The following is a 24,709-nucleotide window of genomic DNA, read 5'->3' on the forward strand; positions in this document are numbered from 1 at the left end:
GGCCCGCCGGTGCCGGCCGTTCAGCCTTGGGCAAGGGCGGCGGCCTTCTTGTTCCGGGCATGCATCGAAACCGGCGACAGGCGCGTTTCACTCGCCCGAACGCTCTCACAAGGACATCCCCATGCTGCTCCGCCGCGCCATCCTGATCGGCTCCGCCCTCGTCCTGTCCGGCGGGCTGGCGGGATGCGCCACGAACACGACGCCGCCGGTGCAGGTGACGCGCTTCCATCTGGGCCAGCCGATCGCGCCGGGCCGCGTCTCGGTTGAACCGGCCGACCGCAACCAGGCCGAGAGCCTGGAGTTCGAGACCTACGCCGCCGCCGTCTCGGCCGAACTCTCGCGCATCGGCTTTCAGGTGGTGCCGAACGTGCCCAACTCCGATCTCGTCGCCGCCGTCACCGTGTTCCGCGGCGCGCGCTCCGGCCCGGTCGGCCAGGGCTCCGGCGTGTCGGTGGGCCTCGGCGGCGGCGGGCTGTTCGGCGGCGGGCGGCGCGGCGGCGGCGGCGTGGGCCTGGGCGGCGGCGTCAGCTTCCCGATCGGCAAGGGCCGCACCAAGGAGATCGTGCTGACCGAACTCTCCGTTCAGCTGAAGCGGCGATCGGAAGGCACGGTGGTGTGGGAGGGCCGCGCGCGCACCGAGCAGGCGGGCACCGCCGCCGCCGACTCGCCCGCCACCGTGCGCCGCCTCGCCGGCATCCTGTTCGCCGGCTTCCCCGGTGAGTCCGGCCGCACCATCACGGTGAAATGAGGGTGACGGCCGCCGTCTCCGCCGCCTTCGACAGCGGCAACATCCGCGTCCTCGCCTCAGGCGACGACGCTTTCGACCTGGAGATCGTGCGCGATCACGAGTCCGACTTCTACCAGTGGTTCCACTTCCGCCTGACGGGCGCCGCCAATCGCCCGATCACCCTGCGCATCCTGAACGCCGGCGGCTCCGCCTATCCGGGCGGCTGGCCCGGCTACGGCGCCCGCGTGTCCGAGGATCGGGTCCACTGGCGGCAGGCGCAGACGGGCTATGACGCCGGCATCCTCACCATCACCCACACGCCCGCCACGGACAGCGCGTGGTTCGCCTATTTCGCGCCCTATGCGATGGAGCGGCACCACGATCTCGTCGCGCGCATGGCCGGCAGGCTGGGCGTGCGGCACGAGGCGCTGGGCTTCACGCTGGACGGGCAGGCGATCGACTGTCTCCATCTCGGCACCGGGCCGCGCCAGGTGTGGCTCTACGCCCGCCAGCATCCGGGCGAGACGATGGCCGAGTGGTGGGTGGAAGGCGCGCTGGAACGGCTGACCGACGAGCAGGACTCGATCGCCCGCGCGCTGCGCCGCGAGGCCACCTTCCACATCGTGCCGAACATGAACCCGGACGGTTCGCGGCGCGGCCACCTGCGCACCAACGCCGCCGGCGTGAACCTGAACCGGGAGTGGCACGCCCCCTCCGCCGAGCGCAGCCCGGAGGTGCTCCACACGCTCGCCGCGATGGACCGCAGCGGCGTCGACTTCGCGATGGACGTGCATGGCGACGAGGCGATCCCGTTCGTCTTCCTGGCGGGGTTCGAGGGCATCCCGAACTGGACTGACGCGCAGGGCCGGCTCTACGCCCGCTTCCGCGAGACGCTGGCGCGGCGATCGCCCGATTTCCAGGTGGAGCATGGCTACGGCATCGCGCCGGCGGGCAAGGCCAACCTCTCGATGTCGACCAACCAGCTGGCCCACCGCTTCGGTTGCGTGGCGATGACGCTGGAGATGCCGTTCAAGGACAATGACGCGGAACCCGATCCAGCCTACGGCTGGTCCCCCGCCCGCTCCAAGGCGCTGGCGCACGAGTGCCTTGGCGCGATGTGGGAGATGATCGGCGAGGTGCCGGTGCGCGGTTAGCGCCCTCTCCCGAACGAGGTCGAGAAGCCATCTCCACTCTCGACCAATGCCACTCCTTCCCCTGAGCGAAGTCGAGGGGCCACGGTCCGCGCGGCCGCGTCTCGACTGCGCTCGACACAAGTAGGGTGATCATGCCTCGACTGTGCTCGACACAAGGAAGGTGATCGTGTCTCGGCTGGGCGAGACGCAAGGGAAAGTGGTGGTTCAAAATCGGGGGCGGACCAGCTACGGCGGCACCGAACCGAAGGAGACCGCATGCCCCGCCTCGTCCTGATCCGCCACGGCCAGTCCGCCTGGAACCTCGAGAACCGCTTCACCGGCTGGTGGGACGTGAACCTCACGGAGAAGGGCATCGCCGAGGCGACCGCCGCCGGCGAGCTGATGGCGGCGCGCGGGCTAGACTTCGACGTCTGCTTCACCAGCTACCAGACCCGCGCGATCAAGACGCTGAACCTGGCGCTGGAGGCGATGGGCCGGCTCTGGCTGCCGGTGGAGAAGGACTGGCGGCTGAACGAGCGCCACTATGGCGGCCTCACCGGCCTCGACAAGGCGGAGACGGCGGCCAAGCACGGCGACGACCAGGTGAAGATCTGGCGTCGCTCGTTCGATATCCCGCCGCCGGTGCTGGAGGCGGGCAGCGAATGGGATCTGGCGCAGGATCGCCGCTACGCCGGCATCGCCATACCGGACACGGAGAGCCTGAAGGACACGATCGCCCGCGTGCTGCCCTGCTGGGAGGAGCGGATCGCCCCGGCGCTGAAGGCCGGGCAGCGCGTCGTCATCTCGGCCCATGGCAATTCGCTGCGCGCACTGGTGAAGCATCTCTCGGCCATTCCGGACGACGAGATCACTGGCCTGGAGATCCCGACCGGCCAGCCGATCGTGTACGAACTCGACCATGATCTGGCCGCGACCGACCGCTATTATCTGTCGGAGCGGTGATTGCAGGACAGTCGCACGGCACCTAGACGATTTGTCCGCTCATCCTGAGGAGCGGCTGAGCGCAAGCGAAGACGCGTCTCGAAGGATCCTTCGAGACGCCATTTCGGCTTCGCTCAATGGCTCCTCAGGATGAGCGGAGATGGAGAGGAGAGAAAGATGGCCGCGCCGCTGGTCGGCATCATCATGGGCAGCCGTTCCGACTGGGAGACGATGCGCCACGCCGCCGATACGCTCGCGGCGCTGGGCATCGCGCATGAGACGCGCGTCGTCTCCGCCCACCGCACGCCGGACAGGCTGGTCGATTATGCCAAGGCGGCGGTCGGTCGCGGCCTGCGCGCGATCGTCGCCGGCGCGGGCGGCGCTGCCCACCTGCCCGGCATGACGGCGGCGATGACACGGCTGCCGGTGTTCGGCGTGCCGGTGGAATCGAAGGCGCTCTCCGGCATGGACAGCCTGCTCTCGATCGTCCAGATGCCCGCCGGCATCCCGGTCGGCACGCTGGCGATCGGCCGGGCGGGGGCGGTGAACGCCGCGCTGATCGCCGCTGCCATGCTCGCCACCACCGATGCCGCGCTGGCGGAGCGCCTGGATGCGTGGCGCGCGAAGCAGACGGCCGACGTGGCGGACGATCCGGAATGACGATGCCGCCCGGCGCCACCATCGGCATCCTCGGCGGCGGTCAGCTGGGGCGCATGCTGGCGATGGCGGCCGCCCAGCTCGGCTACCGCGTCCACATCTACTCGCCCGAGGGCAGCGGCCCCGCCACCGAGGTTTCGGCCGAGTGGACGCAGGGACGCTACGACGATGGCGAGGCGCTGGCCGCCTTCGCCGACGCGGTCGACGTCGTCACCTTCGAGTTCGAGAATGTGCCGGCCGAGCCGCTGCGCCGGCTGGCGGAGCGCGCGCCCGTCCACCCGCGCCCGGCCGCTTTGGCCGTGGCGCAGGACCGGCTGGCGGAGAAGGAATTCGTCGCCCGGCTGGGCGGCACGCCGGCGCCGTTCCGCGCCGTCGATACGCTCGCCGCGCTCGAGCAGGCGGTCGCCGCGATCGGCGCGCCCGCCATCCTGAAGACGCGCCGCTTCGGCTATGACGGCAAGGGCCAGGCGCGCATCGCCGCCGCCGGCGATTGCGCCGCGGCGTGGGCGGCGATCGGCGGCGCGCCGGCCGTGCTGGAGGGCTTCGTTCCGTTCGAGCGCGAATTCTCCGTGCTGGCGGTGCGCGGCGCGGACGGCGCGTTCGAGGCGTGGGACGTGCCGGAGAACCGCCATGTCGACGGCATCCTCGCGGCCTCCACGGTGCCGGCCGGCGGCCGCATCGCGGCGCAGGCCGATGCCGCCGCGACGCTCGCCCGCTGGATCGCCGACGAGCTCGATTATGTCGGCGTGCTCGCCTGCGAGTTCTTCGCGACCGACGCCGGCCCGGTGTTCAACGAGATGGCGCCGCGCGTCCACAATAGCGGCCACTGGACGATCGAGGGCGCCGTCACCAGCCAGTTCGAGAACCACATCCGCGCGATCTGCGGCCTGCCGCTGGGCGCGACGACATTGGCCGCGCCGGCCATAGAGATGCGCAACCTGATCGGCGAGCAGGTGAACGACTGGCCCACCATCCTGGCGGACCCCGCCGCCCACCTCCACCTCTACGGCAAGCGGGAGGCGCGGCCGGGGCGCAAGATGGGCCACGTCACCTGGCTGGGCCTCTGAGGCCGGATCGACATGCAGCTTTCTGCATGTCCGCTCATCCTGAGGAGGGGCTGAGCGGAGGCGAAGACCCGTCTCGAAGGACTTCCCAAGTCCTTCGAGACGCCATTTCGACACGCTCAATGGCTCCTCAGGATGAGCGGCTTGCACAAGATGCGTGTAAATCGACTCGGTTCGCTTAATCTCGATCCGGCCTAAGGCGAAGGCCGGCATACCGCAGACCGGAAGCCAGCGCACACCCGAGTGCCGACCATGTCCCGAGCGCAGTCGAGGGACATCGCCGAGCGAAGCCGAGGCGTAACGCCCGGCGGAAAGCCGTGTCTCGACTGCGCTCGACAAAAGGGAGCGGTGTCTCGGCTCCGCTCGACACATGGGGAGCCGCGTTCCTCGCCGGCGGCTCAGCTCATTTCCCGGCGGGCGCCCTTCTACCCCAGCGACACGTGCAGCCGCGTGATCCGCGAGGTGTGGATGCGCCACTGGCCGTCCACCTTGCGGTACGTCTCGTGATAGTGGCCGATGCCGTGCAGGGTCAGCGTCACATCGTCTTCCGCGAAGATCTGGTCCTCCATCGCGATCACACCCTTCGCCTCGGTGTCGGAGAGGATCTCCACCTCGTGGCAGTGGCCGTGATGGCAGGTGCGCGAGGCGCCGGCCGCGCCCTTGATGAAGGCGGCAATGGTGTCTCCGCCTTCATAGACCCAGTCGTTGCTCTCGGCGGCCCGGCCGCCCTCGCCCGCGCCGTCCAGGCTCAGCGAGGCGCGCGCGTCGAACGTGGCGTCGTCGCAGAAGATCGTGCGCAGGCCCGCCCAGTCCTTGGTGTCCATGAAGCGGAAGTAGCGGCCCTTCAGCTGCTTGATCTGCTCTATGGCGAGCAGGGTTTCGGCGGCGTCCATCTCAGGCATCCTCGGTCTGTCTGGTTTCCGCGGCCACGGCGCGGCCGGCGTGGAGGCCGGCGCGATAGCCGAACACCATGCCCGGCCCCAGCGTGCCGCCGCCGCCGCCATAGGTCATCCCCATCGGCGAGGCCATGACGTTGCCGACGGCGTAGAGACCCGCGATCGGCTGCATGTCCACGCTCAGCACCTGCGCGTCGGCGTCGGTCTTCGGGCCGCCCTTGGTGCCCAGCGCCCCGCTCTTCACCTCCACGGCGTAGAACGGCCCCTGCTCCAGCTTGCCCAGGGTCGCCGCCCTGGTGCCCTTGCAGGTGGGATCGCCCCACCAGCGATCGTACATGCTCTCGCCGCGCTTGAAGTCCGGATCCGATCCCGCCTCGACATTGGCGTTCCAGCGCGCCACCGTCGCCTCCAGCCCGTCTGGGTCGATCCCCATCCGCTCGGCCAGGCCGCGCAGGCTGTCGGCGTCGGCGATCCACTGCGGCGGCCGGCGATCGTCCAGCCGCTCGCCGCCATAGCCGCCGGCGAAACCGTATTTCTCGTAGAACGACTGGGTGAAGATCACCCAGCAGGGCAGGTTGGCGTAGGAGCAGCTGTTCGTCTCCTGCTCGTGGAACGCCGCGCCGAAGGCGTTGTAATTGGCCGCCTCGTTGGTGAAGCGCTTGCCCGCGCGGTTGACCATGATCGATCCCGGCAGGGTGCGCTCGCCGGTGAACAGCTGCTTGCCGGCCGAACACACCTCCTCCGGCACCTCCACCACCGGCATCCACCATGCCTCGCGCATGTTGCCCAGCATCGCGCCCACCCGCATCGCCATGCGCAGGCCATCGCCGGTGTTGGTGGGCACGGAGACGCTGGTATCGAGCGGGCCGCGCAGGAAGGCGGTGGTGAAGCCCTTGTCCCACTCGAACCCGCCCGTCGCCATGATGACGCGCGGCGCCGTCACGCGCCGCTCGCCGTCCGGCGTCTCGAAGCGGACGCCGGCCACCCTGCCGCCGTCCATCACCAGCTCGACCGCGCGATGCTCCGTCTGCGGCACGATGCCGCGATCGAGGCAGCCCCGCAGCAGCCGGCCGATCAGCGCCAGCCCCAGGCCGCGCTCGTCATGCTCAAGCCGGTGTTGCTTCACCTCGTCCGAAAGCTCCTCGGGCACCGCCTGACAGAGCGTCGTCTCGCCGACCTGGATGTGGCGATTGGGCCAGTAGGGCGAAACCGTCACCCTGTCCGCCCACTCGCCGAGCTCGCCGAACGGGTAGACCGGGCATTCCAGCGTGCGCCCGCCGCCCGTCTTCCCGCCCGGCTGCTCGGGGTGGTAATCGGGGAAATCGGGCACGCACACGAACTCCACTGGCGTGCGCTCCTCCAGAAAGGCGACCATCTCCGGCCCGGTGCGGGCGAACGTCTCGGCCATGTCGCGCTCGATCAGGCCGTTGGACATCGACATCATGTAGGTCACGGCCTCGGCCGGGCTGTCCTGCTTGCCCAGATCGAGCATCTGCCGGTTCGCCGGGATCCACACCTGCCCGCCGGACCAGGCGGTGGTGCCGCCGACCAGCCCGCCCTTTTCGAACAGGCCGACGCGGGCGCCCTGCTCATGCGCGGCGATCGCAGCGGTCAGCCCGGCGGCGCCGGTGCCGAGCACGATCACGTCGAAGTCGGTCCCGTCGGTCATGCCCCTGTCTCCCACCCGTCCGCGTGATTGGCGACGCGCCGGATGATCGAGCGCATCTCCGTGAACTTCCACTCCCCGTCCACCTTGCGCAGCCGGTCCTCATAGCCGCTCAGCGTCCACATCGGCACGTCGCCCTCCGGCGTGCGGAGCGACGACGGGATGATCGCGCGAAAGCGGGCGACCGCGGTCTCGCCGCCGGGATCGACGTCGATGATGTCGTTCAGCGCGGTGTGGATGGCGAACACCACCGACTTGCTGATCTGCGAGAAGAAGGCGTGCATCGCCGCCCGCCCCTCATAGCGGCCGTAGAGCTCGCCCGCGTCCCACACGCCATCCTCGGTGAACAGGGCCACCAGCGCGTCGGCATCGTAATCGTCGTCGCACAGCAGGCCGTAGAGATGCTTCAGCCGGCGGATCGCCTCGATATCCTCGAGGCGGGCGATGCGCACGGCAAGATCGTCGGCCATCATTATCCTCTCGCGACAGGCCACCGTTCGGCCGGTCTCGTGGAAGGCTAGGATATGTAACACGCGTCATGCACTGCGACATTGGCTAGCCCGCCGGCCGAATGCGCTTGGGCGCGCCGGGCCGATGTGGAAGAAGGCTGCGACCGGGGTGCGGAGGTTCGGGTGCAGATCGCGGTGCTGACGTTCGATGGCTATAACGAGCTGGACTCGTTCGTCGCGGCGGCGATCCTCAACCGCATGCGGCCCAAGGGTTGGGCGGCGTTCATCACCGCGCCCACCGAGGAAGTCACCTCGATGAACGGCGTCACCGTGCGCCGGCAGAAGCCGCTGGAGTTCGCCGGGGAGGCTGATGCGGTGCTGATCGGCAGCGGTATCCGCACGCGCGACATCGCCGCCGATGCCGCCCTGCTCGGCCGCATCGCAATCGATCCGTCGCGCCAGCTGGTCGGCGCCCAATGCTCGGGCACGCTGCTGCTGGCGAAGCTCGGCCTGATCGGCGATCTGCCGGCCTGCACCGATCTGACGACCAAGCCGTGGGTGGTGGAGGCCGGCGTGAACGTGATCGACGCGCCCTTCGTCGCGCACGGCAATGTGGCGACGGCGGGTGGCTGCCTCGCCTCCCTCTATCTCGCGACGTGGATGATCGCGCGCGGCGCCTCGCGCGCCGATGCCGCGGAGGCGATCCACTATGTCGCGCCGGTCGGCGAGAAGGCGCTGCATGTCGAGCGCGCGCTCGCCACGGTGGCGCCGTTCCTGGCGCCGGCCGAGACGCTGGCCGCGTAGGCGGAACGGAGCGGACGATGCGCCTGGACCATGACGAGATCGCGGCGCTCGTGCCCGCGCTCACCGCCATCCGCCGCGATATCCACGCCCATCCCGAACTCGGCTTCGAGGAGCATCGCACCGCCGCGATCGTCGCCGCCGAGCTGCGCGCGCTGGGGCTGGCGGTGACGACCGGCATCGGCGGCACCGGCGTGGTCGGCACGCTGCGCGCCGGCGCATCGGACCGCACGCTCGGCCTGCGCGCCGACATGGACGCGCTGCCCTTCCATGAGGAGAGCGGCGTGCCCCATGCGAGCACGCGGCCCGGCGCCTTCCATGGCTGCGGGCATGACGGGCATGTCGCCATGCTGCTCGGCGCGGCGCGCCGGCTGGCCGCCACGCGGGCGTTCGCCGGCACGATCCACTTCATCTTCCAGCCCGCCGAGGAGGGGCAGGCCGGCGCCCGCGCGATGATCGAGGACGGGCTGTTCGATCGCTTCCCGTGCGATCGCGTGTTCGCGCTGCACAACTGGCCGGATCTGCCGGCCGGCAGCATCCGCACCCGCCCCGGCGCGATCATGGCGGCGGCCGACAGGTTCGATATCGTGGTGACGGGCAAGGGCGGCCACGCCGCGATGCCGCACCAGACGCCGGACGCGATCCTGGCGGCCGCCGATCTCGTCGGGCAGCTGAACGCGATCGTCTCGCGCCGCATCCCGCCGACGCGATCGGCCGTGCTCTCCGTCACGCAGATCGCCGGCGGCCACGCCCACAACGTGATCCCGGCGGAGGTGCGGCTGACGGGCACGGTGCGCACCTTCGATGCCGACGTGCAGGACATCATCGAGCAGGCGATCCGCGCGATCGCGGCAGGCGTCGCCCTGGCCAGCGGCACCGCCATCGACGTGCGCTACGTCCGCACCTACCCGGCGACGATCAACGACGCCGCGTGCGCCGCGCTGGCGCTGGAGGCGGCCGCCGCCGTCTGCGGCGATGCCGCCGAGGCGCCGGAGCCCGCCTTCACCTCCGAGGATTTCTCGTTCATGCTGCAGGCGGTGCCGGGCGCCTATCTGTGGCTGGGCCAGGGCCGCGAGCCGGACAGCCCCGCCCTCCACCACCCGCGCTACGACTTTAACGACGGCGTAATGGACACCGGCATCGCCTGGTTCGTCGAACTCGCCGAGCGCGCGCTGCCGGCGGCGGGCTGAATCGCGCCGCCGGCCCCGCCCGGCCTCAGTTCGCGATGCCCGCCGCCGCCAGCACCGCCAGCGTCACCAGTTCGGATGCGGTGGCCGACATCGTGGCGATCTGCACCGGCTTCTCCAGCCCGACCAGCATCGGCCCGATCACCGAATCGCCGCCCAACTCGCGCAGCAGCTTGGCCGAGAGGTTGGCCGATTGCAGGCCCGGCATGATCAGCACATTGGCCGGGCCGGACAGGCGCATGAACGGGTAGTTCTTCTGCAGCTTCTCGTTCAGCGCCACGTCCGGCGCCATCTCGCCCTCATATTCGAAGCTCACGCCGCGCGCGTCGAGGATCGCCACCGCCTCGCGCAGGTTCGCCAGCCAGTTGCCCGGCGGGTTGCCGAAGGTGGAGTAGGAGAGGAAGGCGACGCGCGGCTCATGCCCCATCTTGCGCGCCACTGCCGCCGTCTGCTCGGCGATGTCGGCGAGCTGCAGCGCCGAGGGCCGCTCGTTCACCGTGGTATCCGCCATGAACACGGTATGGCTCTGGCCGACGAGCACGTGGATGCCGAACGGCGTGATGCCCGCCTGCGGATCGAGCACCCGCCGGATCTGCCGCAGCGTCTGCGCATAGGTGCGCGTGACGCCGGTGATCATCACGTCGGCCTCGCCCATCGCCACCAGCAGCGCGCCGAAGATGTTGCGATCCTGGTTGACCAGGAACTGCACGTCGCGGCGCAGATAGCCGCGCCGCTGGAGCCGATCGTAGAGGAAGTCCACCATCCGCTCGATCAGCGGCGAATTGCGGCTGTTGTGCAGCTCGAAACTGTCGGGATCGTCCACGCCCAGCGCGCGCAGCCGGTCCGGCACCTCGTCGCGGCCGACGAGCACCGGCGTGCCGTAGCCGCCGTCGCGGAACTGGATGGCGGCGCGCAGCACCACCTCCTCCTCCGCCTCGGCGAACACGACGCGCTTCGGGTGGGCACGCGCCGCCTCGTAGGCCAGGGTCAGCACCGATGTGGTCGGGTTCAGCCGCGCCTTCAGCGATTCGCGATAGGCCGCCATGTCGAGGATGGGCTTGCGCGCCACGCCCGAATCCATCGCCGCCTTGGCCACGGCGGCGGGCACCACCTCCATCAGCCGGGGGTCGAACGGCGCGGGGATGATATAGTCGCGGCCGAAGCGAGGCGCCTGCCCGCCATAGGCCTGCGCCACCTCCTCCGGCACCTGCTCCCGCGCGAGATCGGCGAGGGCCTGGGCGGCGGCGATCTTCATCTCCTCGTTGATCGCGGTCGCCCGCACGTCCAGCGCGCCGCGGAAGATGAAGGGGAAGCCCAGCACGTTGTTGACCTGGTTCGGATAGTCGGACCGGCCGGTGGCGATGATCGCGTCGGGCCGCGCCGCCTTCGCCTCCGGCGGCGTGATCTCCGGATCGGGGTTGGCCATCGCGAAGATGATTGGCTGCGCCGCCATCTTCATCATCATGTCCGGCTTCAGCGATCCGGCGGCGGAGAGGCCGAGGAACACGTCCGCCCCCTCCAGCGCCTCGTTCAGGGTGCGCCGGTCGGTGGTGGAGGCATGGGCCGACTTCCACTGGTCCACGCCCTCGCGGCCCTGCCAGATCACGCCCTTGCGATCGCACATGATGACGTTGTCGTGGCGCACGCCCATCGACTTGATCAGCGCGGTGCAGGCGATCGCGGCGGCGCCGGCGCCGTTCACCACCACCTTGATGTCCGCCAGGTTGCGGCCGGTGAGGTGGCAGGCGTTGATGAGGCCGGCGGCGGTGATGATCGCGGTGCCGTGCTGGTCGTCATGCATCACCGGGATGTTCATCTTCTCGCGCAGCGTCTGCTCGATGATGAAGCAGTCGGGCGCGCCGATATCCTCCAGGTTGATGCCGCCGAAGGTGGGCTCCATCAGCTCCACCGCCTCGATGAAGCGCTGCGCGTCCTTGGTGTTCAGCTCGATATCGATTGAGTCGACGTCGGCGAAGCGCTTGAACAGCACCGCCTTGCCCTCCATCACCGGCTTGGAGGCGAGCGCGCCGAGATCGCCGAGGCCGAGGATCGCGGTGCCGTTCGAGATCACCGCGACGAGGTTGCCCTTGGCGGTATAGTCGTAGGCGGTGTCCGGATCGGCGGCGATCGCCCGCACCGGAACCGCGACGCCGGGCGAATAGGCCAGCGACAGGTCGCGCTGCGTGGCCATCGGCTTGGTGGCGACGATCTGGATCTTGCCGGGCCGGCCGGAGGAGTGGAACAGCAGCGCCTCGCGCTCGGAAAACTGGACGTTGCTGCCTTCGCTCATCGTGCCCCTCCCGGACGGTCCACCCGCGCGCCTTGTGGGGCATGGCTGCACCGCTCACAAGACGCTATCAGCCCGATCATGGCAGCTTCGGGCAAAGAAAAGGGCACCGTGCCGGCGGTGACGCCGATGATGGCGCAATATCACGCGCTGAAGGCGGAGAGCGCGGATTGCCTGCTGTTCTACCGCATGGGCGACTTCTTCGAGCTGTTCTTTGACGATGCGAAGGTGGCCGCCGCCTGCCTGGACATCGCGCTCACCGCGCGCGGCGAGCATGGCGGCGATGCGGTGCCGATGTGCGGCGTGCCGGTGCATGCGGCGGAAAACTATCTGGCGCGGCTGATCAAGGCCGGCCACCGCGTCGCCATCGCCGAGCAGGTGGAGAGCCCGGCCGAGGCAAAGCGGCGCGGCGGATCGAAGGCGCTGGTGCGCCGCGCGATCGTGCGCGTGGTGACGGCCGGCACCCTGACCGAGGAGGCGCTGCTGGACGCGCGGGCGGCCAACTGGCTGGTCGCCATAGCCGAGGCGGGCGGCGCCGTGGGGCTGGCGGCGGCCGACATCTCCACCGGCCGGTTCGAGATCGCCTGCGTGGCAGCGTCGGGCCGCGATGCCGAACTCGCCCGCCTTGGCGCGGCCGAGATCGTCGTGCCGGAAACGCTGGCGGCGGCGCCCGCCGGCGCGATCCCGTTTGATCCCCGCGCGTTCGACAGCCTCGCCGCGGAGGCGCGGCTGAAGGCGCTGTTCGGCGTCGCCACGCTGGACGGCTTCGGCCGGTTCGAGCGGGCCGGGCTGGCGGCGGCGGGCGGCCTGCTCGCCTATCTCGATCGCGCCGGCCAGGGCACGCTGCCGCTGCTCCAGCCGCCGGCGGCGCGGGTGGCGGCCGATCACATGCTGATCGACGCCGCCACCCGCGAGAGCCTGGAGCTGACGGCCGCCGCCGGCGGCGGGCGGCGCGGCAGCCTGCTCGATGCGGTGGACCGCACCGTCACCGGCGCCGGCGCGCGGATGCTGGCGGCCGACATCGCCGCGCCGCTGATGGACCGCGCGGCGATCGAGCGGCGGCTCGATCTCGTCCGCCGCTTCGCCGACGACGCCGCCTTGCGGGAGGCTGTGCGCGCCGCGCTGCGGGCCGCGCCCGATATCGGCCGCGCGCTCGGCCGGCTGGCGGCGGGGCGCGGCTCCCCGCGCGATCTCGGCCAGCTGCGCGACGGGCTGGACGAGGCGCGCGCGCTCCACGCCCGCCTCGTCAGGCTGGAGGATCGACCGCCGCTGCTGGAGGAGGCCGCCGCCCGCCTCGCCGGCCATGGCGCGCTCACCGATCTGCTCGGCCGGGCGCTGGTGCCTGTGCCGCCGGTCGATGCCGCGCAGGGCGGCTATATCGCCGAGGGGTTCGATCCGGCGCTCGACGATCTGCGCGCGACGGGCGGCGAGGGCCGCCGCGCCATCGCCGCGCTGGAGGCGCGCTACCGCACCGCCACCGGCATCGCCGGCCTCAAGATCCGCCACAACGGCGTGCTGGGCTACCATGTCGAGGTGCAGGCCCGCCACGCCGAGCCGCTGATGGCGGCGGACAGCGGCTTCACCCACCGCCAGACCCTGGCCGGCGTCGTCCGCTTCAACGCGCCCGACCTGCACGAGCAGGCGCTGCGCGTGGGCCAGGCCGGCGCCCACGCGCTCGCGGCCGAGGCGGCGCATCTGGAGGAGCTGACCGCCACCGCGCTGCGCGGTGCCACCGCCATCGCCGCCACCGCCGACGCGCTCGCCCGGCTCGACGTGGCGGCGGGGCTGGCCGAACGGGCGGCGGAGGGCGGCTGGGCGCGACCCGCCTTCGCCACCCACCCCTGCTTCGACGTGACCGGCGGGCGCCACCCTGTCGTCGAGAGCGCGATCGCGGCAGGCGGCGGCCGCTTCGTGGCGAACGACTGCCGGCTCTCGGAGGAGTCGCGCCTGTGGCTCGTCACCGGGCCGAACATGGGCGGCAAATCCACCTTCCTGCGGCAGAACGCGCTGATCGCGGTGCTGGCGCAGGCCGGCAGCTACGTGCCCGCCACCGCCGCGACGCTGGGCCTCGTCGATCGCCTGTTCAGCCGGGTCGGCGCGTCGGACAATCTGGCGCGCGGGCGATCGACCTTCATGGTCGAGATGGTGGAGACGGCGGCGATCCTCGCCCAGGCGACACCCGCCAGCTTCGTCATCCTCGACGAGGTGGGGCGCGGCACCAGCACCTATGACGGCCTCGCCATCGCCTGGGCGGTGGTGGAGGCGGTGCACGACAGGAACCGCTGCCGCTGCCTGTTCGCCACCCATTATCACGAGCTGACGCGGCTGGCCGAGCGGCTCGACGGGCTCAGCCTCCACCATGTCCGCGCGCGGGAGTGGAAGGGCGATCTGGTGCTGCTGCACGAGCTGGCGCGCGGGCCCGCGGATCGCAGCTACGGCCTCGCCGTCGCGAAACTCGCCGGCCTGCCGCCGCCGGTGGTGGCGCGCGCCAAGGCGGTGCTGGCCAAGCTGGAGAAGGGCCGCGCCGCCACCGGTGGCCTGGCCGCCGGGTTGGACGACCTGCCGCTGTTCGCCGCCGCTGCCGCCGCCGATCCGCCGCCCGATCCGCTGCGCGCGGCGCTGGCCGCGATCGACGTGGACGCCCTTTCCCCGCGCGACGCGCTCGACCGGCTCTACGCGCTGAAGCGGGCGGCGGCGGAGTAGGGGCAGCCGGCGGATCAGTCCTCGTCGATGACGCGTCGGCGCCTGCGCGCCATCCACCTTGCGGCGACCGCAACGGCGCCGCCCGCCACCGCCCAGGGCAACAGCACCGCGACAAGCTGGATCAGCAATGCCAAACTTCCCCCGAAGAAGCCGCCCATCGCTGCGATCGACTGGCGCAGCGGGGCGCTGAAGCCGGTCGTGCCCGTCGTCCCGTAGCTCAGCTCAAAGGTGGACATGTCGACGCGGCCCCGCGCCTCGGCCAGCCACGATCGCGCGGCGTCGATCTCCTCCTGCACGCCGGCCACCGATCGTTCGGCCGCGACGAGATCGGCGACCGGACCGCTGCGGGTACGGAGCAGCTCCATCAGCCGATCGGCCAGCGCCTGCTTGGCCCGCAGGCGCGCCTCGGTATCGATCATCCGCTTGGAGAGATCCTCGGCGGCGATGCTGCTGTCCGCCTGGCTGCCGCCGGAACGCGCGACAGCGGCGGCCAGCGCACGGCTGAAGGCCCGGGCCATTTGCGCGCGCACAACGAGCGTCAGCGAGCCGGACGCGGAGGACGCCTCGTCCGTCACTCGCTGCATCCCGACGACGCGACAAGCGTCAGGGCCGAGCCTGTCGCACAGGGCGATATGGCGCTCCTGCACGGTAGCGATCGCATCCGCCGGTATCGTGTAGGCGTAGCGATAGACATAGGCGATCTGCGGCACGCTGACCGGCACGGCGGGTGCGGCGCCGGCCGTCTTGCTCGACGACGGCGCCTCCTCGGCAACCGCCGTCGTGCCGCCGGAGCCATCGGGTGCCTTGGCGCAGGCGCCGGTCGCAAGCGCTGTCAGAAGAGCCAGCCAAGCCAGTCGCGTCATGTCGCTCTCCCCCTCGGGACGGAAGCTTAGCGTGGACACGTCGGCAGGCAAGATCGAGGCATCGTCCCCCGCACGCCGCACCTTCACTCGCTTTTGACGCGAGCCGTGCTTATCTCGGCGCCATGTCCACCCGCTTCGATACCCTGCCCAACCGCCGCGCGATCATCGATCGGCGCGAGATGGCCGATGCGCTCGCCGCGCTTGCGGCGGAGCGGGACGCCTCCGCGATGCGCCAGCAGGCGACGCCGCTGCTGCGCGCCGCGCTGGACGCGGGCCGGGCCGAGATCGCCGGCAGACTCGCCGCCCAGCCCACGCGCGGCAACGAGGCGGCGGCCGCTTACGCCTTCCTCACCGATCAGCTGCTGCGGCTGATCTTCGATTTCACCACCCAGCGGCTCTACCCGCTGAACAACCCCACCGCCGCCGAGCGGCTGACCCTGATGGCGGTCGGCGGCTACGGGCGTGGCGAGATGGCGCTCTACTCGGACGTCGACATCACCTTCATCACGCCGTGGAAGCAGACGGCGTGGGCCGAGCAGGTGATCGAATCCATGCTCTACACCCTGTGGGATCTGGGCCTGAAGATCGGCCACTCCAGCCGCTCGCTGGACGAGCTGGTGCGTATGGCCAAGGCCGATCTCACCATCCGCACCGCCCAGCTGGAAGGCCGCTTCGTATGGGGCGACGAGCGCCTGTACGACGAGGCGTCGCGCCGCTTCGACCGCGAGGTGATGGCCGGCACCGCCCGCACCTTCGTGATCGAGAAGCTGGCCGAGCGGGATGCGCGGCACAAGCGCATGGGCGACAGCCGCTACGTGGTGGAACCCAATCTCAAGGAGGGCAAGGGCGGCCTGCGCGATCTCCACACCCTCTTCTGGATCGGGAAATACGTCCACCGCGTCCGCTCGACCGCCGATCTCGTCCACAAGAAGCTGCTGAGCCCGACGGAGCTGCGCCGCTTCCAGCGCGCCGAGAATTTCCTGTGGGCGGTGCGCTGCCACCTGCACCTGATCGCCGGCCGCGCCGAGGACCGGCTGACCTTCGACGTGCAGCGCGAGGTGGCGGAGCGGATGCGCTACGCGGCGCGGCCCGGCCGATCGGCGGTCGAGCGGTTCATGCAGCATTATTTCCTCACGGCCAAGCAGGTGGGCGACCTGACCGGCGTGTTCCTCGCCCACCTGGACGAGGAGTTCGCCCGGCGTGGCCGCCGCTTCGGCCTGCCCAAGCTGAAGCGCAAGCCGCGCAACCTGGAAGGCTTCATCTTCGATCGCGGCCGCCTGACCACGCCCGCCGACGATTTCTTCCGCGAGGATCCGGCGCGGCTGCTGGAGATGTTCGCTGTCGCCGACCGGCACGGGCTGGAGATCCATCCCGCCGCCATGCGCCAGGCGACGCGCGACGTGCGGCTGATCGATCACCGCGTCCGCCGCGATCCGCGCGCGAACGCCTTTTTCCTGGAGGTGCTGACATCCCCGCGCGATCCGGAGAGCGCGCTGCGGTGGATGAACGAGGCCGGCATCTTCGGCCGCTTCGTGCCGGATTTCGGCCGCGTCGTGGCGCAGATGCAGTTCGACATGTACCATCATTACACGGTGGACGAACATTCGATCCGCGCCATCGGTCTGCTCGCGCAGATCGAGAAGGGGGAGCTGGAAGGCGACCATCCGCTGGCGACGGACATCTTCCGCCGCATCATCTCGCGCCGCGTGCTCTACGCCGCGGTGCTGCTGCACGATATCGCCAAGGGCCGCGGCGGCGATCACAGCATCCTGGGCGCCGAGGTGGCGGAGAAGCTGTGCCCGCGCTTCGGCATGACGCCGGCCGAGACGGAGACGGTCGCCTGGCTGGTGCGCTACCACCTGCTGATGTCCGCCACCGCGTTCAAGCGCGACCTGAGCGACTTCAAGACGATCCTCGACTTCGCCGAGAAGGTGCAGAGCCCGGAGCGGCTGCGGCTGCTGCTGATCCTGACGGTCGTCGACATCCGCGCCGTCGGCCCCGGCGTGTGGAACGGCTGGAAGCGGCAGCTGCTCGCCGATCTCTACGAGGCGGCGGAGGAGGTGCTGCGGCTGGGCCACAAGCAGAAGGGCCGGCGCGAGCGGATCGACGCCAAGCAGGCGGACCTGCGCACCGTGCTCGGCTGGCCGGACGACGGGTTCGAGGCGCTCATCCGGCGGCTGCCGGAATCATATTGGGTGTCGGAAGCCGGCGACATACTGGAGCGCAACGCCCGCCTGATCGCCGCGACGGACGGCGCCGGCAAGCAGCTGGCCATCACCGCGCACGCCGATCGGGAGCGGGGCGCCACGCTGGTGACGATCTACGCGGCCGATCATCCCGGCCTGTTCTACCGCATCGCCGGCGCGATCCACCTGGCCGGCGGCAGCATCATCGACGCGCGCATCCACACCACGCGGGACGGCATGGCGGTGGACAATCTGCTGGTGCAGGATCCCTTCGGCCAGCCGTTCGACGATCCGGACAGGCTGCAGCGGCTGCGCGTGACGATCGAGGACGCCCTCGCCAACCGCAACCGCATGGCCGATCGCCTCGCCGCCAAGCCGCTGCCGCGCACCCGCGCCGAGGCGTTCGAGATCGAGCCGAACGTGCTCGTCGATAACAAGGCGTCGAACCGCTACACGGTGGTGGAGGTCAACGCGCGCGACCGGCCGGCGCTCCTCAACAGCCTGGCGCAGGCGCTGTTCCAGTCGAAGGTGACGATCCACTCCGCCCATATCGCCACCTATGGCGAGCGGGCGGTCGACGTCTTCTACTTCACCGACCTGATCGGCGACAAGGTGACGAACGCCACTCGACTGAAGGCCCTGGAACGCCGCCTGCTGGACGCCGCCGCCGGCGAGACGATCGAGCGGGCGGCGGCCTAGACGTGTTTGGGGGGCGGCTGTGGCGCCGCCGCGATCAGAACTTCGTCCGCACCGTCACCCCGTAGGTGCGGGGTTCGGCCAGGAAGGCGCCATAGAGGCGGTTGGCCGATGCCTGCTGGCCGTTCAGCACGGAGAGCGTGTCGCCCGTGCCCTGCGTCGGCATGTTGAACGCCACCTGCGTATAGTCGACGTCGAAGATGTTCTGGCCCCAGAACTCCAGGCTCCAGCGCCCGTCGCCGCCCGACACGCCGACGCGGGCGTTCACCGTCACCACGCCGTCCTGCCGCTTCTCGTAGAACAGGTCGGAGCCGGTGTTGATGTCGCTCTGGTAGCGCAGATCGGCGTAGAGCAGCCCGCGCAGGCCGCCGGTGCCGAGGTCCGGCGTCCAGCCCGCGCCGGTGGTGACGGTGAAGTAGGAGGAGTTCGACACGCGCCGCCCCGGCAGGTTCACCAGCGACGTGGGCAGGGCGCCGCTCGGGTTCAGCGCGGTGCGCGTGGTGCTCAGATCGTTGCGATACTGCGTGTCGGCCAGGGTGAAGCCGACATTGACGTTGAAATTGTCCGCCGGGCGGATGAACGCCTCGATCTCCACGCCACGGCTGCGCACGCCGGGCTTGATCTTGCCGATGCACTCGCCGGTCGCGGCGCTCTGGTCGCTATCCGCACCCGGGCCGCCGGACAGCTCCGTGCAGCCCTTGATGTTGGCGACGATGAAGTTGACGCCCTGGAAGTTGTTCAGCTGGAAGTTCTTGAAGTCCTGCTGGAACAGCGCGACGTTGATGTCGAACCCGCGCCCGTTATATTTCGCGCCCACCTCATAGGCGTCGACCTTCTCGGACTCGAACTCAAGCTGGCTGAGGTCTGGCGCCGGCTGGCCGAGCAGCGGGATGCCCAGCACCGAGCGATCGAGGTTGAAGCCGCCGGCCTTGTAGCCCTTCGAATAGCTCGCATAGGTCAGCAGTTCCGGCGCCGGCTTCCAGCTGACCACGGCGGTGCCGGTCCACTCATCCTCCTTGCGCTTGCGCGAGGGCAAGGTGCCGTTGAACGGGGTCAGCACGCCGTAGAGGGCCGCGGCCGGCGCCAGCGCGCCGACGCCGCCCGCCGCGCCAGTGGCGGCGGCGCGGATGAACGGGTTGGCCGTGCTCGCCGCGAGCGCGCGCAGCTGCGCGACCGACTGGGCGAGCGAGGCCGCCGCGTTGCCGGCCGGCACGGTGGAGGCAAAGGCCGCCCGCAGCCGCTTGTCCTCGTTGGTGTAGCGCGCGCCCAGCGTGACGGAGAGGGTGTCCGTCACATGGATGACATTGTGGGTGAAGAAGGCGAAGTTGCGGCTGCGCTGGCGGTAGCGATCGTTCTGCCCGGTATTCGCATAGGTCGCGATATTCGGGATCAGCGCCGCCACCGGCGCGATCACCGCCGCCGGCAGGCCCTGCTGGGCGAGCCCGGCCGAGACGAAGCCGCGCAGGTTGTTGAAGCCGGGGAACTGCGCCGCCGCGCCGCCGCTGCCGCGCACCAGCTGGGTTATGTAGCGGTCATAGTCCGCGCCGTAGGTCAGCGAGGAGCGGACATCGAGCCGCTCGTCGGCATAATAGCCGCCGACCAGCCAGTCGAGCTTGCCGGCGAACGCCTCGCCCTGCAGGCGCAGCTCCTGGCTGAAGGTGCGGAACTTGATGAAGTCGCGTCCGTCGTCCGGCCGGTAGAGCAGGTCCAGGCTGTTGAAGTCGGCGTCCTGGCCGCGCTTATAGTCGTTGTAGCGATAGGCGGTGATCGAGGTCAGCGCGGCCGGCCCGAAGTCCCAGTTGAGCTCGCCGGACGCGCCCCAATCCTCGACGTCCTGGCGGTAGGTGCGGCCCGGCGTCACGGATGCGCGGCGATCATAGGGGCGGTCGCTGACGAAGCCGCCCAGGCTGCGCAGCACTGCAGCGGTGGACGAGGCGGAGGTCGCCAGCGATCCGTCCGCGCTGCGCCGCACGTCGCGCGTCGGCAGATAGACGCCGACGCAGCATTCCTCGTTCTTGCGCGAATAGTCGCCGATCAGGCGGAAGGAGATGTCGTCGTCCGGCTGGAACAATAGCTGGCCGCGCACCAGGTAGCGATCCTTGTCGTTGAAGTCGCGGCCGGTGCTGCCGGCATAGGTGCCTTCCTTGATGAAGCCGTCACGCTTCACGTAGACGCCGTCCAGCCGGTAGGCGATCTTGGAGTTGATCGGCCCGGTGAGGCCGACGATGCCGCGCCAGTAATCGTAATTGCCGTAGGAGAGCTCGGCCGTGCCCTCCTCCTCGAACTTCGGCTTGGCGGTGATGACGCTAATGAGGCCGGCCGAGGCGTTGCGGCCGAACAGGGTGCCCTGCGGCCCGCGCAGCACCTCGATCCGGTCGATCGCGCCCAATTCCGTGAGGCCGGTGCCGGTACGGGAGCGGTAGACCCCGTCGACGAACAGGGCGACGGAGCTTTCGAGGCCCGGATTGTCGCCGACCGTGCCGATGCCGCGGATGCGCGCGACGGCGCCGCCGGCATCCGACGTGGTCGAGGAGACGAGCAGCGACGGCGACAGCTGGTTCAGCGCGCGGATGTCGGTGGCGCCCGATCGGGTCAGCGTGTCGCCGGTGACGGCGGAGACGGCGAGCGGCACGTTGGAGAGCGCCTCGTTGCGGCGGGTGGCCGTGACGATGATGTCGCCATTGTCGGTCGCCTCGATCGCGGCTGCGGGCGCGGGCGCGGGTGCGGCCACGCTGCCGGCCTGCTCCGTGGGGCTCGGCGTGTCGGAGGTGGTCGCGGCGTCGGCGGGTGCCTGGCCGGCTGGCGGCGTCTGCGCGTGGGCCGGAACGGCGATTGCGACGATAGCCGTGCTCAGCAGCCAAAGCGACTTGGACATGGAACCTCCCCTGAAAACTATTCTAGTTGCCGTTTACGTAAACCAGAGGCCGGCACCATGCCAGCCCCTTTTGCACCACGGCCCGCCCCATCGTGGAGAGAAAGGCTTAACCCTTCCCTCCACGCTCTCTTACGATCGAAATACAAGGATTCCGTAACGGAAAGCAGGCGCGGCATACCAGCATCGGCCTGCCGTGCAAGCGCAATCGGCGGCGTCGACCCGGGCGCCGTGGCGACCATCGGCACCACGCAACGAAAAAGGGAGCGGGTCGCCCCACTCCCTTCCGATCCCGCGAGAGGCGTGTCGCTTATTTGGGCGCCAGCACCATCAGCATCTGTCGGCCTTCCATGCGTGGGTGCTGCTCCACCTTGGCGATCTCGGCGATGTCCGCCTGCACGCGCTGCAACACCTGCATGCCGAGCTGGCCGTGCGCCAGCTCGCGCCCGCGGAAGCGCAGCGTGACCTTCACCTTGTCGCCCTCGTCGATGAACTCGTGCACCTTCTTCATCTTGGTGTCGTAGTCGTGATCGTCGATGTTCGGACGCATCTTGATCTCCTTGATCTCCTGCGTCTTCTGGCTCTTGCGGGCGAGGTTCGCCTTCTTCTGGGTCTCGTACTTGAACTTGCCGATATCCAGGAACTTGGCGACGGGCGGATCGGCGTTGGGCGAGACCTCGACCAGATCGAGGCCGACCTCAGCCGCCTGCTCCATCGCCTCGCGCGTGTACATCACGCCCAGATTCTCGCCGTCCCCATCGATCACCCGGACCTTGGGCGACTGGATGAATTCATTGTAGCGTGGGCCGTTCAACGGCATCGGCGGCTGGCCGAGCGGGCGGCGCATCATGGGCGGACGTATAGCAGCTTCTCCAGGCGTGGTGATTCAGACCTGCGATATAGGCCTTCGCGCGCGATTTTGAAAGATGCGGCGATGCCTCAGTCCAGCATGTCGAGCCGGATCGTCACGCCGGGCAGCAGCAACGCGGCGACGGGATCGTGCGCCTCATATTCCTCGACGTCACGATAGATCCCGTCGACGGGATCGCGATGGACCCGAATGGTCCGTCGCACGGCATCGACGACCCAGTAATCGCGTATGCCGAAACCGGCGTATAATGGCGCCTTCACGCGGAGATCATAGCTGATCGAACTGCTCGCCACCTCGATCGCCAGCAGCAGATCCGGCCCCCGCACAGCGCGAGACTGGAGGCCGTCTGGACAGAGCGCCAGATCGGGCTCGACCAGATAATCCTGCGACAAGGTTATGCTCGCCTCCACGAAGAGGCGGGTCTCCGGCCCGGTCGCAAGGATCAGCGCCCGGATCAGTTGCGACTTCATCATCTCGTGCGGACTGGCCTTTGCCGCAGCCATCGGCACGATCTCCCCATCGATCAGTTCGAACTTGTCGTCCTGGTCGAACGCGCCGGCTTCGGTCAGCGCGTAGACCTCGTCCACCGTGAGGCGGGCGGGGATGAGGCCGCGGCGGACATTCTGGAAGACGGTCATGGCGTCATCCTAGCATCGAACCGGCGCGACGTCAGCCGACCGCGCCGACCAGATCCGGCGGCGTCGCCTCCGCCACCAATGCGGCGATCGCCTCGTCCAGCGTCATGATCTGCTGCTGCTGCGATCCCAGCCGGCGGATGGCGACCTTGCCCTCCTCCGCCTCGCGCTTGCCCACCACCAGCAGCGCCGGCACCTTGGCCAGCGAATGTTCGCGCACCTTGTAGTTGATCTTCTCGTTGCGCAGGTCCGTCTCTACCCGCAGCCCCGCCGCCCGCAGCCTGGCCGCCACCGCGTGCGCATAGTCGTCCGCGTCGGATACGATCGTCGCCACCACCGCCTGCACCGGCGCCAGCCACAGCGGGAAGCGGCCGGCATGATGCTCGATCAGGATGCCGATGAACCGCTCGAACGTGCCCAGGATCGCGCGGTGCAGCATCACCGGGCGGTGGCGGTTGCCGTCCTCGCCGATGTAGCTCGCATCCAGCCGCTCGGGCAGCACCCGGTCGGATTGCATGGTGCCCACCTGCCACGTCCGCCCGATCGCATCGGTCAGGTGGAACTCCAGTTTCGGCGCGTAGAAAGCGCCCTCGCCGGGCAGATCCTCGAACCGGGCCTTGATCGTCTCGCTGATGTCCGCCTGCATCACCGCCGCGCGTAGCTCCGCCTCGGCCTTGTCCCACATCGCGTCGTCGCCGAAACGCTTCTCCGGGCGAAGCGCCAGCTTCACGGCGTAGTCGGAGAAGCCGAGATCGTGATAGACCGAGTCGAGCAGTTCGCAGAACGCCCTCACCTCTTCGATCAGCTGGTCCTCTCGTACGAAGATGTGGGCGTCGTCCTGGGTGAACTGGCGCACGCGCATGATGCCGTGGAGCGCGCCGTGCGCCTCGTTGCGGTGGCAGCAGCCGAATTCGGCCATGTGGATCGGCAGGTCGCGATAGCTCTTGATGCCCTGCTTGAAGATCAGCACGTGCGCCGGGCAGTTCATCGGCTTCAGCGCCATCAGCTCGGCCTTGCCGCTGAGGACCGGCCCCTCGTCCTCGCCCGACGGGATCTCGTCCGGCACGACGAACATGTTCTCGCGATACTTGCCCCAGTGGCCGGACTGTTCCCACTGCCGCGCGTCCATCAGCTGCGGCGTCTTCACTTCCCTGTAGCCGGCGGCGTCCAGCCGGCGGCGCATATACGCCTCCAGCGCGCGCCACAGCACGAAGCCGTTCGGGTGCCAGAACACCGATCCCTGCGCCTCCGGCTGCAGGTGGAACAGGTCCATCTCCTGCCCGATCTTGCGGTGGTCGCGCTTGGCCGCCTCATCCAGCATGAACAGGTGCTGGTCCAGCTGCTTCTTCGTCAGCCAGCCGGTGCCGTAGATGCGGCTGAGCATCGCGTTGTTCTGGTCGCCGCGCCAGTAGGCGCCGGAGACGCGCGTCAGCTTGAACGCGGCGGGATCGAGCTTGCCGGTGGAGGCCAGATGCGGGCCGCGGCACATGTCCAGCCAGCCATGCTCGGCCGTGCCGGAGCGGTAGACCGTCAGCGCCTCGCCCTCGGGCAGCTCGGCCGCCCACTCGGCCTTGAACGTCTCGCCGGCGGCCTGCCAGCGGGCGATCAGGTCCGCCCGGCTCCACACCTCGCGCACCAGCGGCTCGTCGCGCGCGATGATGGCGCGCATCGCGGCCTCGATCGCCGGCAGATCCTCGTCGGTGAACGGGCGGTCGCGCCCGTCGATCTTCGGCGGCGCGAAATCATAGTAGAAGCCGTCGTCCGTCGCCGGGCCGAAGGTGATCTGGGTGCCGGGGAACAGCGTCTGCACCGCCTCCGCCAGCACATGGGCGAAGTCGTGCCGCGCCAGCTCCAGCGCGTCCGCCTCGTCCTTCGCCGTCACCAGCGCCAGCGAGGCATCCGCCTCAAGCGGCCGCGTGATGTCGCGCAGCTCGCCATCCACGCGCGCGGCGATCGCCGCCTTGGCGAGGCCGGGGCCGATCGCCGCCGCGATCTCCGCCGGAGTGGTGCCGGCCGCGACCTCGCGGATGGAACCATCGGGCAGGCTGATCTTGAGCATCGCGGACATGGGGGC

At 69.9% G+C, this 24,709-nt stretch carries 18 protein-coding genes; 9 read left to right on the top strand and 9 right to left on the bottom strand.

What is annotated here, in order from left to right:
• Positions 1-121: 121 nt before the first annotated feature.
• The 5 genes from GNT64_RS13565 to GNT64_RS13585 all read left to right on the top strand — a co-directional run bounded on the left by GNT64_RS13565 (position 122) and on the right by GNT64_RS13585 (position 4,526).
• Positions 122-748, top strand: coding sequence for a DUF4136 domain-containing protein (locus tag GNT64_RS13565; RefSeq protein WP_156680000.1), 627 nt, complete (start codon positions 122-124; stop codon positions 746-748).
• A gap of 2 nt (positions 749-750) precedes the next feature.
• Positions 751-1,881, top strand: coding sequence for a M14 family metallopeptidase (locus GNT64_RS13570; RefSeq protein WP_156681635.1), 1,131 nt, complete (start codon positions 751-753; stop codon positions 1,879-1,881).
• Between the two features lie 255 nt (positions 1,882-2,136).
• Positions 2,137-2,823 carry a 2,3-diphosphoglycerate-dependent phosphoglycerate mutase gene (gpmA, locus tag GNT64_RS13575; RefSeq protein WP_156680001.1) on the top strand — a complete coding sequence of 229 codons (687 nt, stop codon included), beginning with the start codon at positions 2,137-2,139 and terminating at the stop codon, positions 2,821-2,823.
• A 156-nt stretch (positions 2,824-2,979) separates the two neighbouring features.
• Complete coding sequence (gene purE / locus GNT64_RS13580) at positions 2,980-3,462, top strand: 5-(carboxyamino)imidazole ribonucleotide mutase (RefSeq protein ID WP_156680002.1); 483 nt, start codon at positions 2,980-2,982, stop codon at positions 3,460-3,462.
• Entirely contained in the window at positions 3,459-4,526 is a 1,068-nt protein-coding gene (locus GNT64_RS13585; RefSeq protein ID WP_156680003.1) for a 5-(carboxyamino)imidazole ribonucleotide synthase, read from the top strand. The genes purE and GNT64_RS13585 overlap by 4 nt, the downstream gene beginning before the upstream one ends.
• A gap of 422 nt (positions 4,527-4,948) precedes the next feature.
• Here the strand turns inward: GNT64_RS13585 and GNT64_RS13590 are convergent, their stop codons facing one another.
• The 3 genes from GNT64_RS13590 to GNT64_RS13600 are packed head-to-tail and all read right to left on the bottom strand — an operon-like array spanning position 4,949 to position 7,555.
• Positions 4,949-5,416, bottom strand: coding sequence for a nuclear transport factor 2 family protein (locus tag GNT64_RS13590; protein WP_156680004.1), 468 nt, complete (start codon positions 5,414-5,416; stop codon positions 4,949-4,951).
• A 1-nt stretch (position 5,417) separates the two neighbouring features.
• Positions 5,418-7,088 carry an FAD-dependent oxidoreductase gene (locus tag GNT64_RS13595; RefSeq protein WP_156680006.1) on the bottom strand — a complete coding sequence of 557 codons (1,671 nt, stop codon included), beginning with the start codon at positions 7,086-7,088 and terminating at the stop codon, positions 5,418-5,420.
• Positions 7,085-7,555: a nuclear transport factor 2 family protein gene (locus GNT64_RS13600; RefSeq protein WP_197276990.1), complete on the bottom strand. Its 471-nt coding sequence runs from the start codon at positions 7,553-7,555 to the stop codon at positions 7,085-7,087. The genes GNT64_RS13595 and GNT64_RS13600 overlap by 4 nt, the downstream gene beginning before the upstream one ends.
• Before the next feature lie 162 nt (positions 7,556-7,717).
• Here GNT64_RS13600 and GNT64_RS13605 point away from each other — a divergent pair, with 162 nt between their 5' ends.
• Together GNT64_RS13605 and GNT64_RS13610 are read left to right on the top strand one after the other, a co-directional pair.
• Entirely contained in the window at positions 7,718-8,338 is a 621-nt protein-coding gene (locus GNT64_RS13605) for a DJ-1/PfpI family protein (RefSeq protein ID WP_156680008.1), read from the top strand.
• Between the two features lie 17 nt (positions 8,339-8,355).
• Positions 8,356-9,525, top strand: coding sequence for an amidohydrolase (locus GNT64_RS13610; protein WP_156680009.1), 1,170 nt, complete (start codon positions 8,356-8,358; stop codon positions 9,523-9,525).
• A 25-nt stretch (positions 9,526-9,550) separates the two neighbouring features.
• On the opposite strand, the gene GNT64_RS13615 is transcribed toward GNT64_RS13610, so the two are convergent.
• A complete protein-coding gene (locus GNT64_RS13615) occupies positions 9,551-11,812 on the bottom strand; it encodes an NADP-dependent malic enzyme (protein WP_156680010.1) in 2,262 nt (753 codons plus the stop codon).
• 78 nt (positions 11,813-11,890) lie between these two features.
• On the opposite strand from GNT64_RS13615, the gene mutS reads away from it, so the two are divergent.
• On the top strand, positions 11,891-14,512 hold the full coding sequence (mutS, locus tag GNT64_RS13620) for a DNA mismatch repair protein MutS (RefSeq protein ID WP_422396591.1): 2,622 nt from the start codon (positions 11,891-11,893) through the stop codon (positions 14,510-14,512).
• Positions 14,513-14,526: 14 nt separating this feature from the next.
• Here mutS and GNT64_RS13625 read toward each other — a convergent pair whose 3' ends face one another.
• Positions 14,527-15,375 carry a DUF4349 domain-containing protein gene (locus GNT64_RS13625; protein WP_156680012.1) on the bottom strand — a complete coding sequence of 283 codons (849 nt, stop codon included), beginning with the start codon at positions 15,373-15,375 and terminating at the stop codon, positions 14,527-14,529.
• Between the two features lie 122 nt (positions 15,376-15,497).
• Here GNT64_RS13625 and GNT64_RS13630 point away from each other — a divergent pair, with 122 nt between their 5' ends.
• Positions 15,498-18,260, top strand: a complete 2,763-nt coding sequence (locus tag GNT64_RS13630) for a [protein-PII] uridylyltransferase (RefSeq protein ID WP_156680013.1) — start codon at positions 15,498-15,500, stop codon at positions 18,258-18,260.
• A gap of 34 nt (positions 18,261-18,294) precedes the next feature.
• Here the strand turns inward: GNT64_RS13630 and GNT64_RS13635 are convergent, their stop codons facing one another.
• The 4 genes from GNT64_RS13635 to thrS form a co-directional block, all read right to left on the bottom strand.
• Positions 18,295-21,132: a TonB-dependent receptor gene (locus GNT64_RS13635; protein WP_156680015.1), complete on the bottom strand. Its 2,838-nt coding sequence runs from the start codon at positions 21,130-21,132 to the stop codon at positions 18,295-18,297.
• 307 nt (positions 21,133-21,439) lie between these two features.
• The gene (infC, locus tag GNT64_RS13640) at positions 21,440-21,979 is read right to left on the bottom strand and encodes a translation initiation factor IF-3 (RefSeq protein ID WP_156680017.1); all 540 of its coding nucleotides are present in this window, start codon (positions 21,977-21,979) and stop codon (positions 21,440-21,442) included.
• Positions 21,980-22,068: 89 nt separating this feature from the next.
• Positions 22,069-22,638 (bottom strand): Uma2 family endonuclease, encoded by a 570-nt coding sequence (locus GNT64_RS13645; RefSeq protein ID WP_156680019.1) that lies wholly within the window; start codon positions 22,636-22,638, stop codon positions 22,069-22,071.
• Between the two features lie 31 nt (positions 22,639-22,669).
• Positions 22,670-24,703: a threonine--tRNA ligase gene (thrS, locus tag GNT64_RS13650; RefSeq protein WP_156680021.1), complete on the bottom strand. Its 2,034-nt coding sequence runs from the start codon at positions 24,701-24,703 to the stop codon at positions 22,670-22,672.
• Positions 24,704-24,709 lie beyond the last annotated feature (6 nt).

This window comes from Sphingomonas profundi (assembly GCF_009739515.1).
Lineage (GTDB): Bacteria > Pseudomonadota > Alphaproteobacteria > Sphingomonadales > Sphingomonadaceae > Alterirhizorhabdus > Alterirhizorhabdus profundi.

Coding starts and splice junctions, on each gene's coding strand:
- purE (WP_156680002.1), top strand. CDS start 2,980: ATGGCCGCGCCGCTGGTCGGCATCATCATGGGCAGCCGTTCCGACTGG.
- GNT64_RS13625 (WP_156680012.1), bottom strand. CDS start 15,375: ATGACGCGACTGGCTTGGCTGGCTCTTCTGACAGCGCTTGCGACCGGC.
- GNT64_RS13565 (WP_156680000.1), top strand. CDS start 122: ATGCTGCTCCGCCGCGCCATCCTGATCGGCTCCGCCCTCGTCCTGTCC.
- GNT64_RS13610 (WP_156680009.1), top strand. CDS start 8,356: ATGCGCCTGGACCATGACGAGATCGCGGCGCTCGTGCCCGCGCTCACC.
- GNT64_RS13585 (WP_156680003.1), top strand. CDS start 3,459: ATGACGATGCCGCCCGGCGCCACCATCGGCATCCTCGGCGGCGGTCAG.
- GNT64_RS13645 (WP_156680019.1), bottom strand. CDS start 22,638: ATGACCGTCTTCCAGAATGTCCGCCGCGGCCTCATCCCCGCCCGCCTC.
- GNT64_RS13600 (WP_197276990.1), bottom strand. CDS start 7,555: ATGGCCGACGATCTTGCCGTGCGCATCGCCCGCCTCGAGGATATCGAG.
- GNT64_RS13615 (WP_156680010.1), bottom strand. CDS start 11,812: ATGAGCGAAGGCAGCAACGTCCAGTTTTCCGAGCGCGAGGCGCTGCTG.
- infC (WP_156680017.1), bottom strand. CDS start 21,979: ATGATGCGCCGCCCGCTCGGCCAGCCGCCGATGCCGTTGAACGGCCCA.
- GNT64_RS13590 (WP_156680004.1), bottom strand. CDS start 5,416: ATGGACGCCGCCGAAACCCTGCTCGCCATAGAGCAGATCAAGCAGCTG.
- thrS (WP_156680021.1), bottom strand. CDS start 24,703: ATGTCCGCGATGCTCAAGATCAGCCTGCCCGATGGTTCCATCCGCGAG.
- gpmA (WP_156680001.1), top strand. CDS start 2,137: ATGCCCCGCCTCGTCCTGATCCGCCACGGCCAGTCCGCCTGGAACCTC.
- mutS (WP_422396591.1), top strand. CDS start 11,891: ATGGCAGCTTCGGGCAAAGAAAAGGGCACCGTGCCGGCGGTGACGCCG.
- GNT64_RS13630 (WP_156680013.1), top strand. CDS start 15,498: ATGTCCACCCGCTTCGATACCCTGCCCAACCGCCGCGCGATCATCGAT.
- GNT64_RS13635 (WP_156680015.1), bottom strand. CDS start 21,132: ATGTCCAAGTCGCTTTGGCTGCTGAGCACGGCTATCGTCGCAATCGCC.
- GNT64_RS13595 (WP_156680006.1), bottom strand. CDS start 7,088: ATGACCGACGGGACCGACTTCGACGTGATCGTGCTCGGCACCGGCGCC.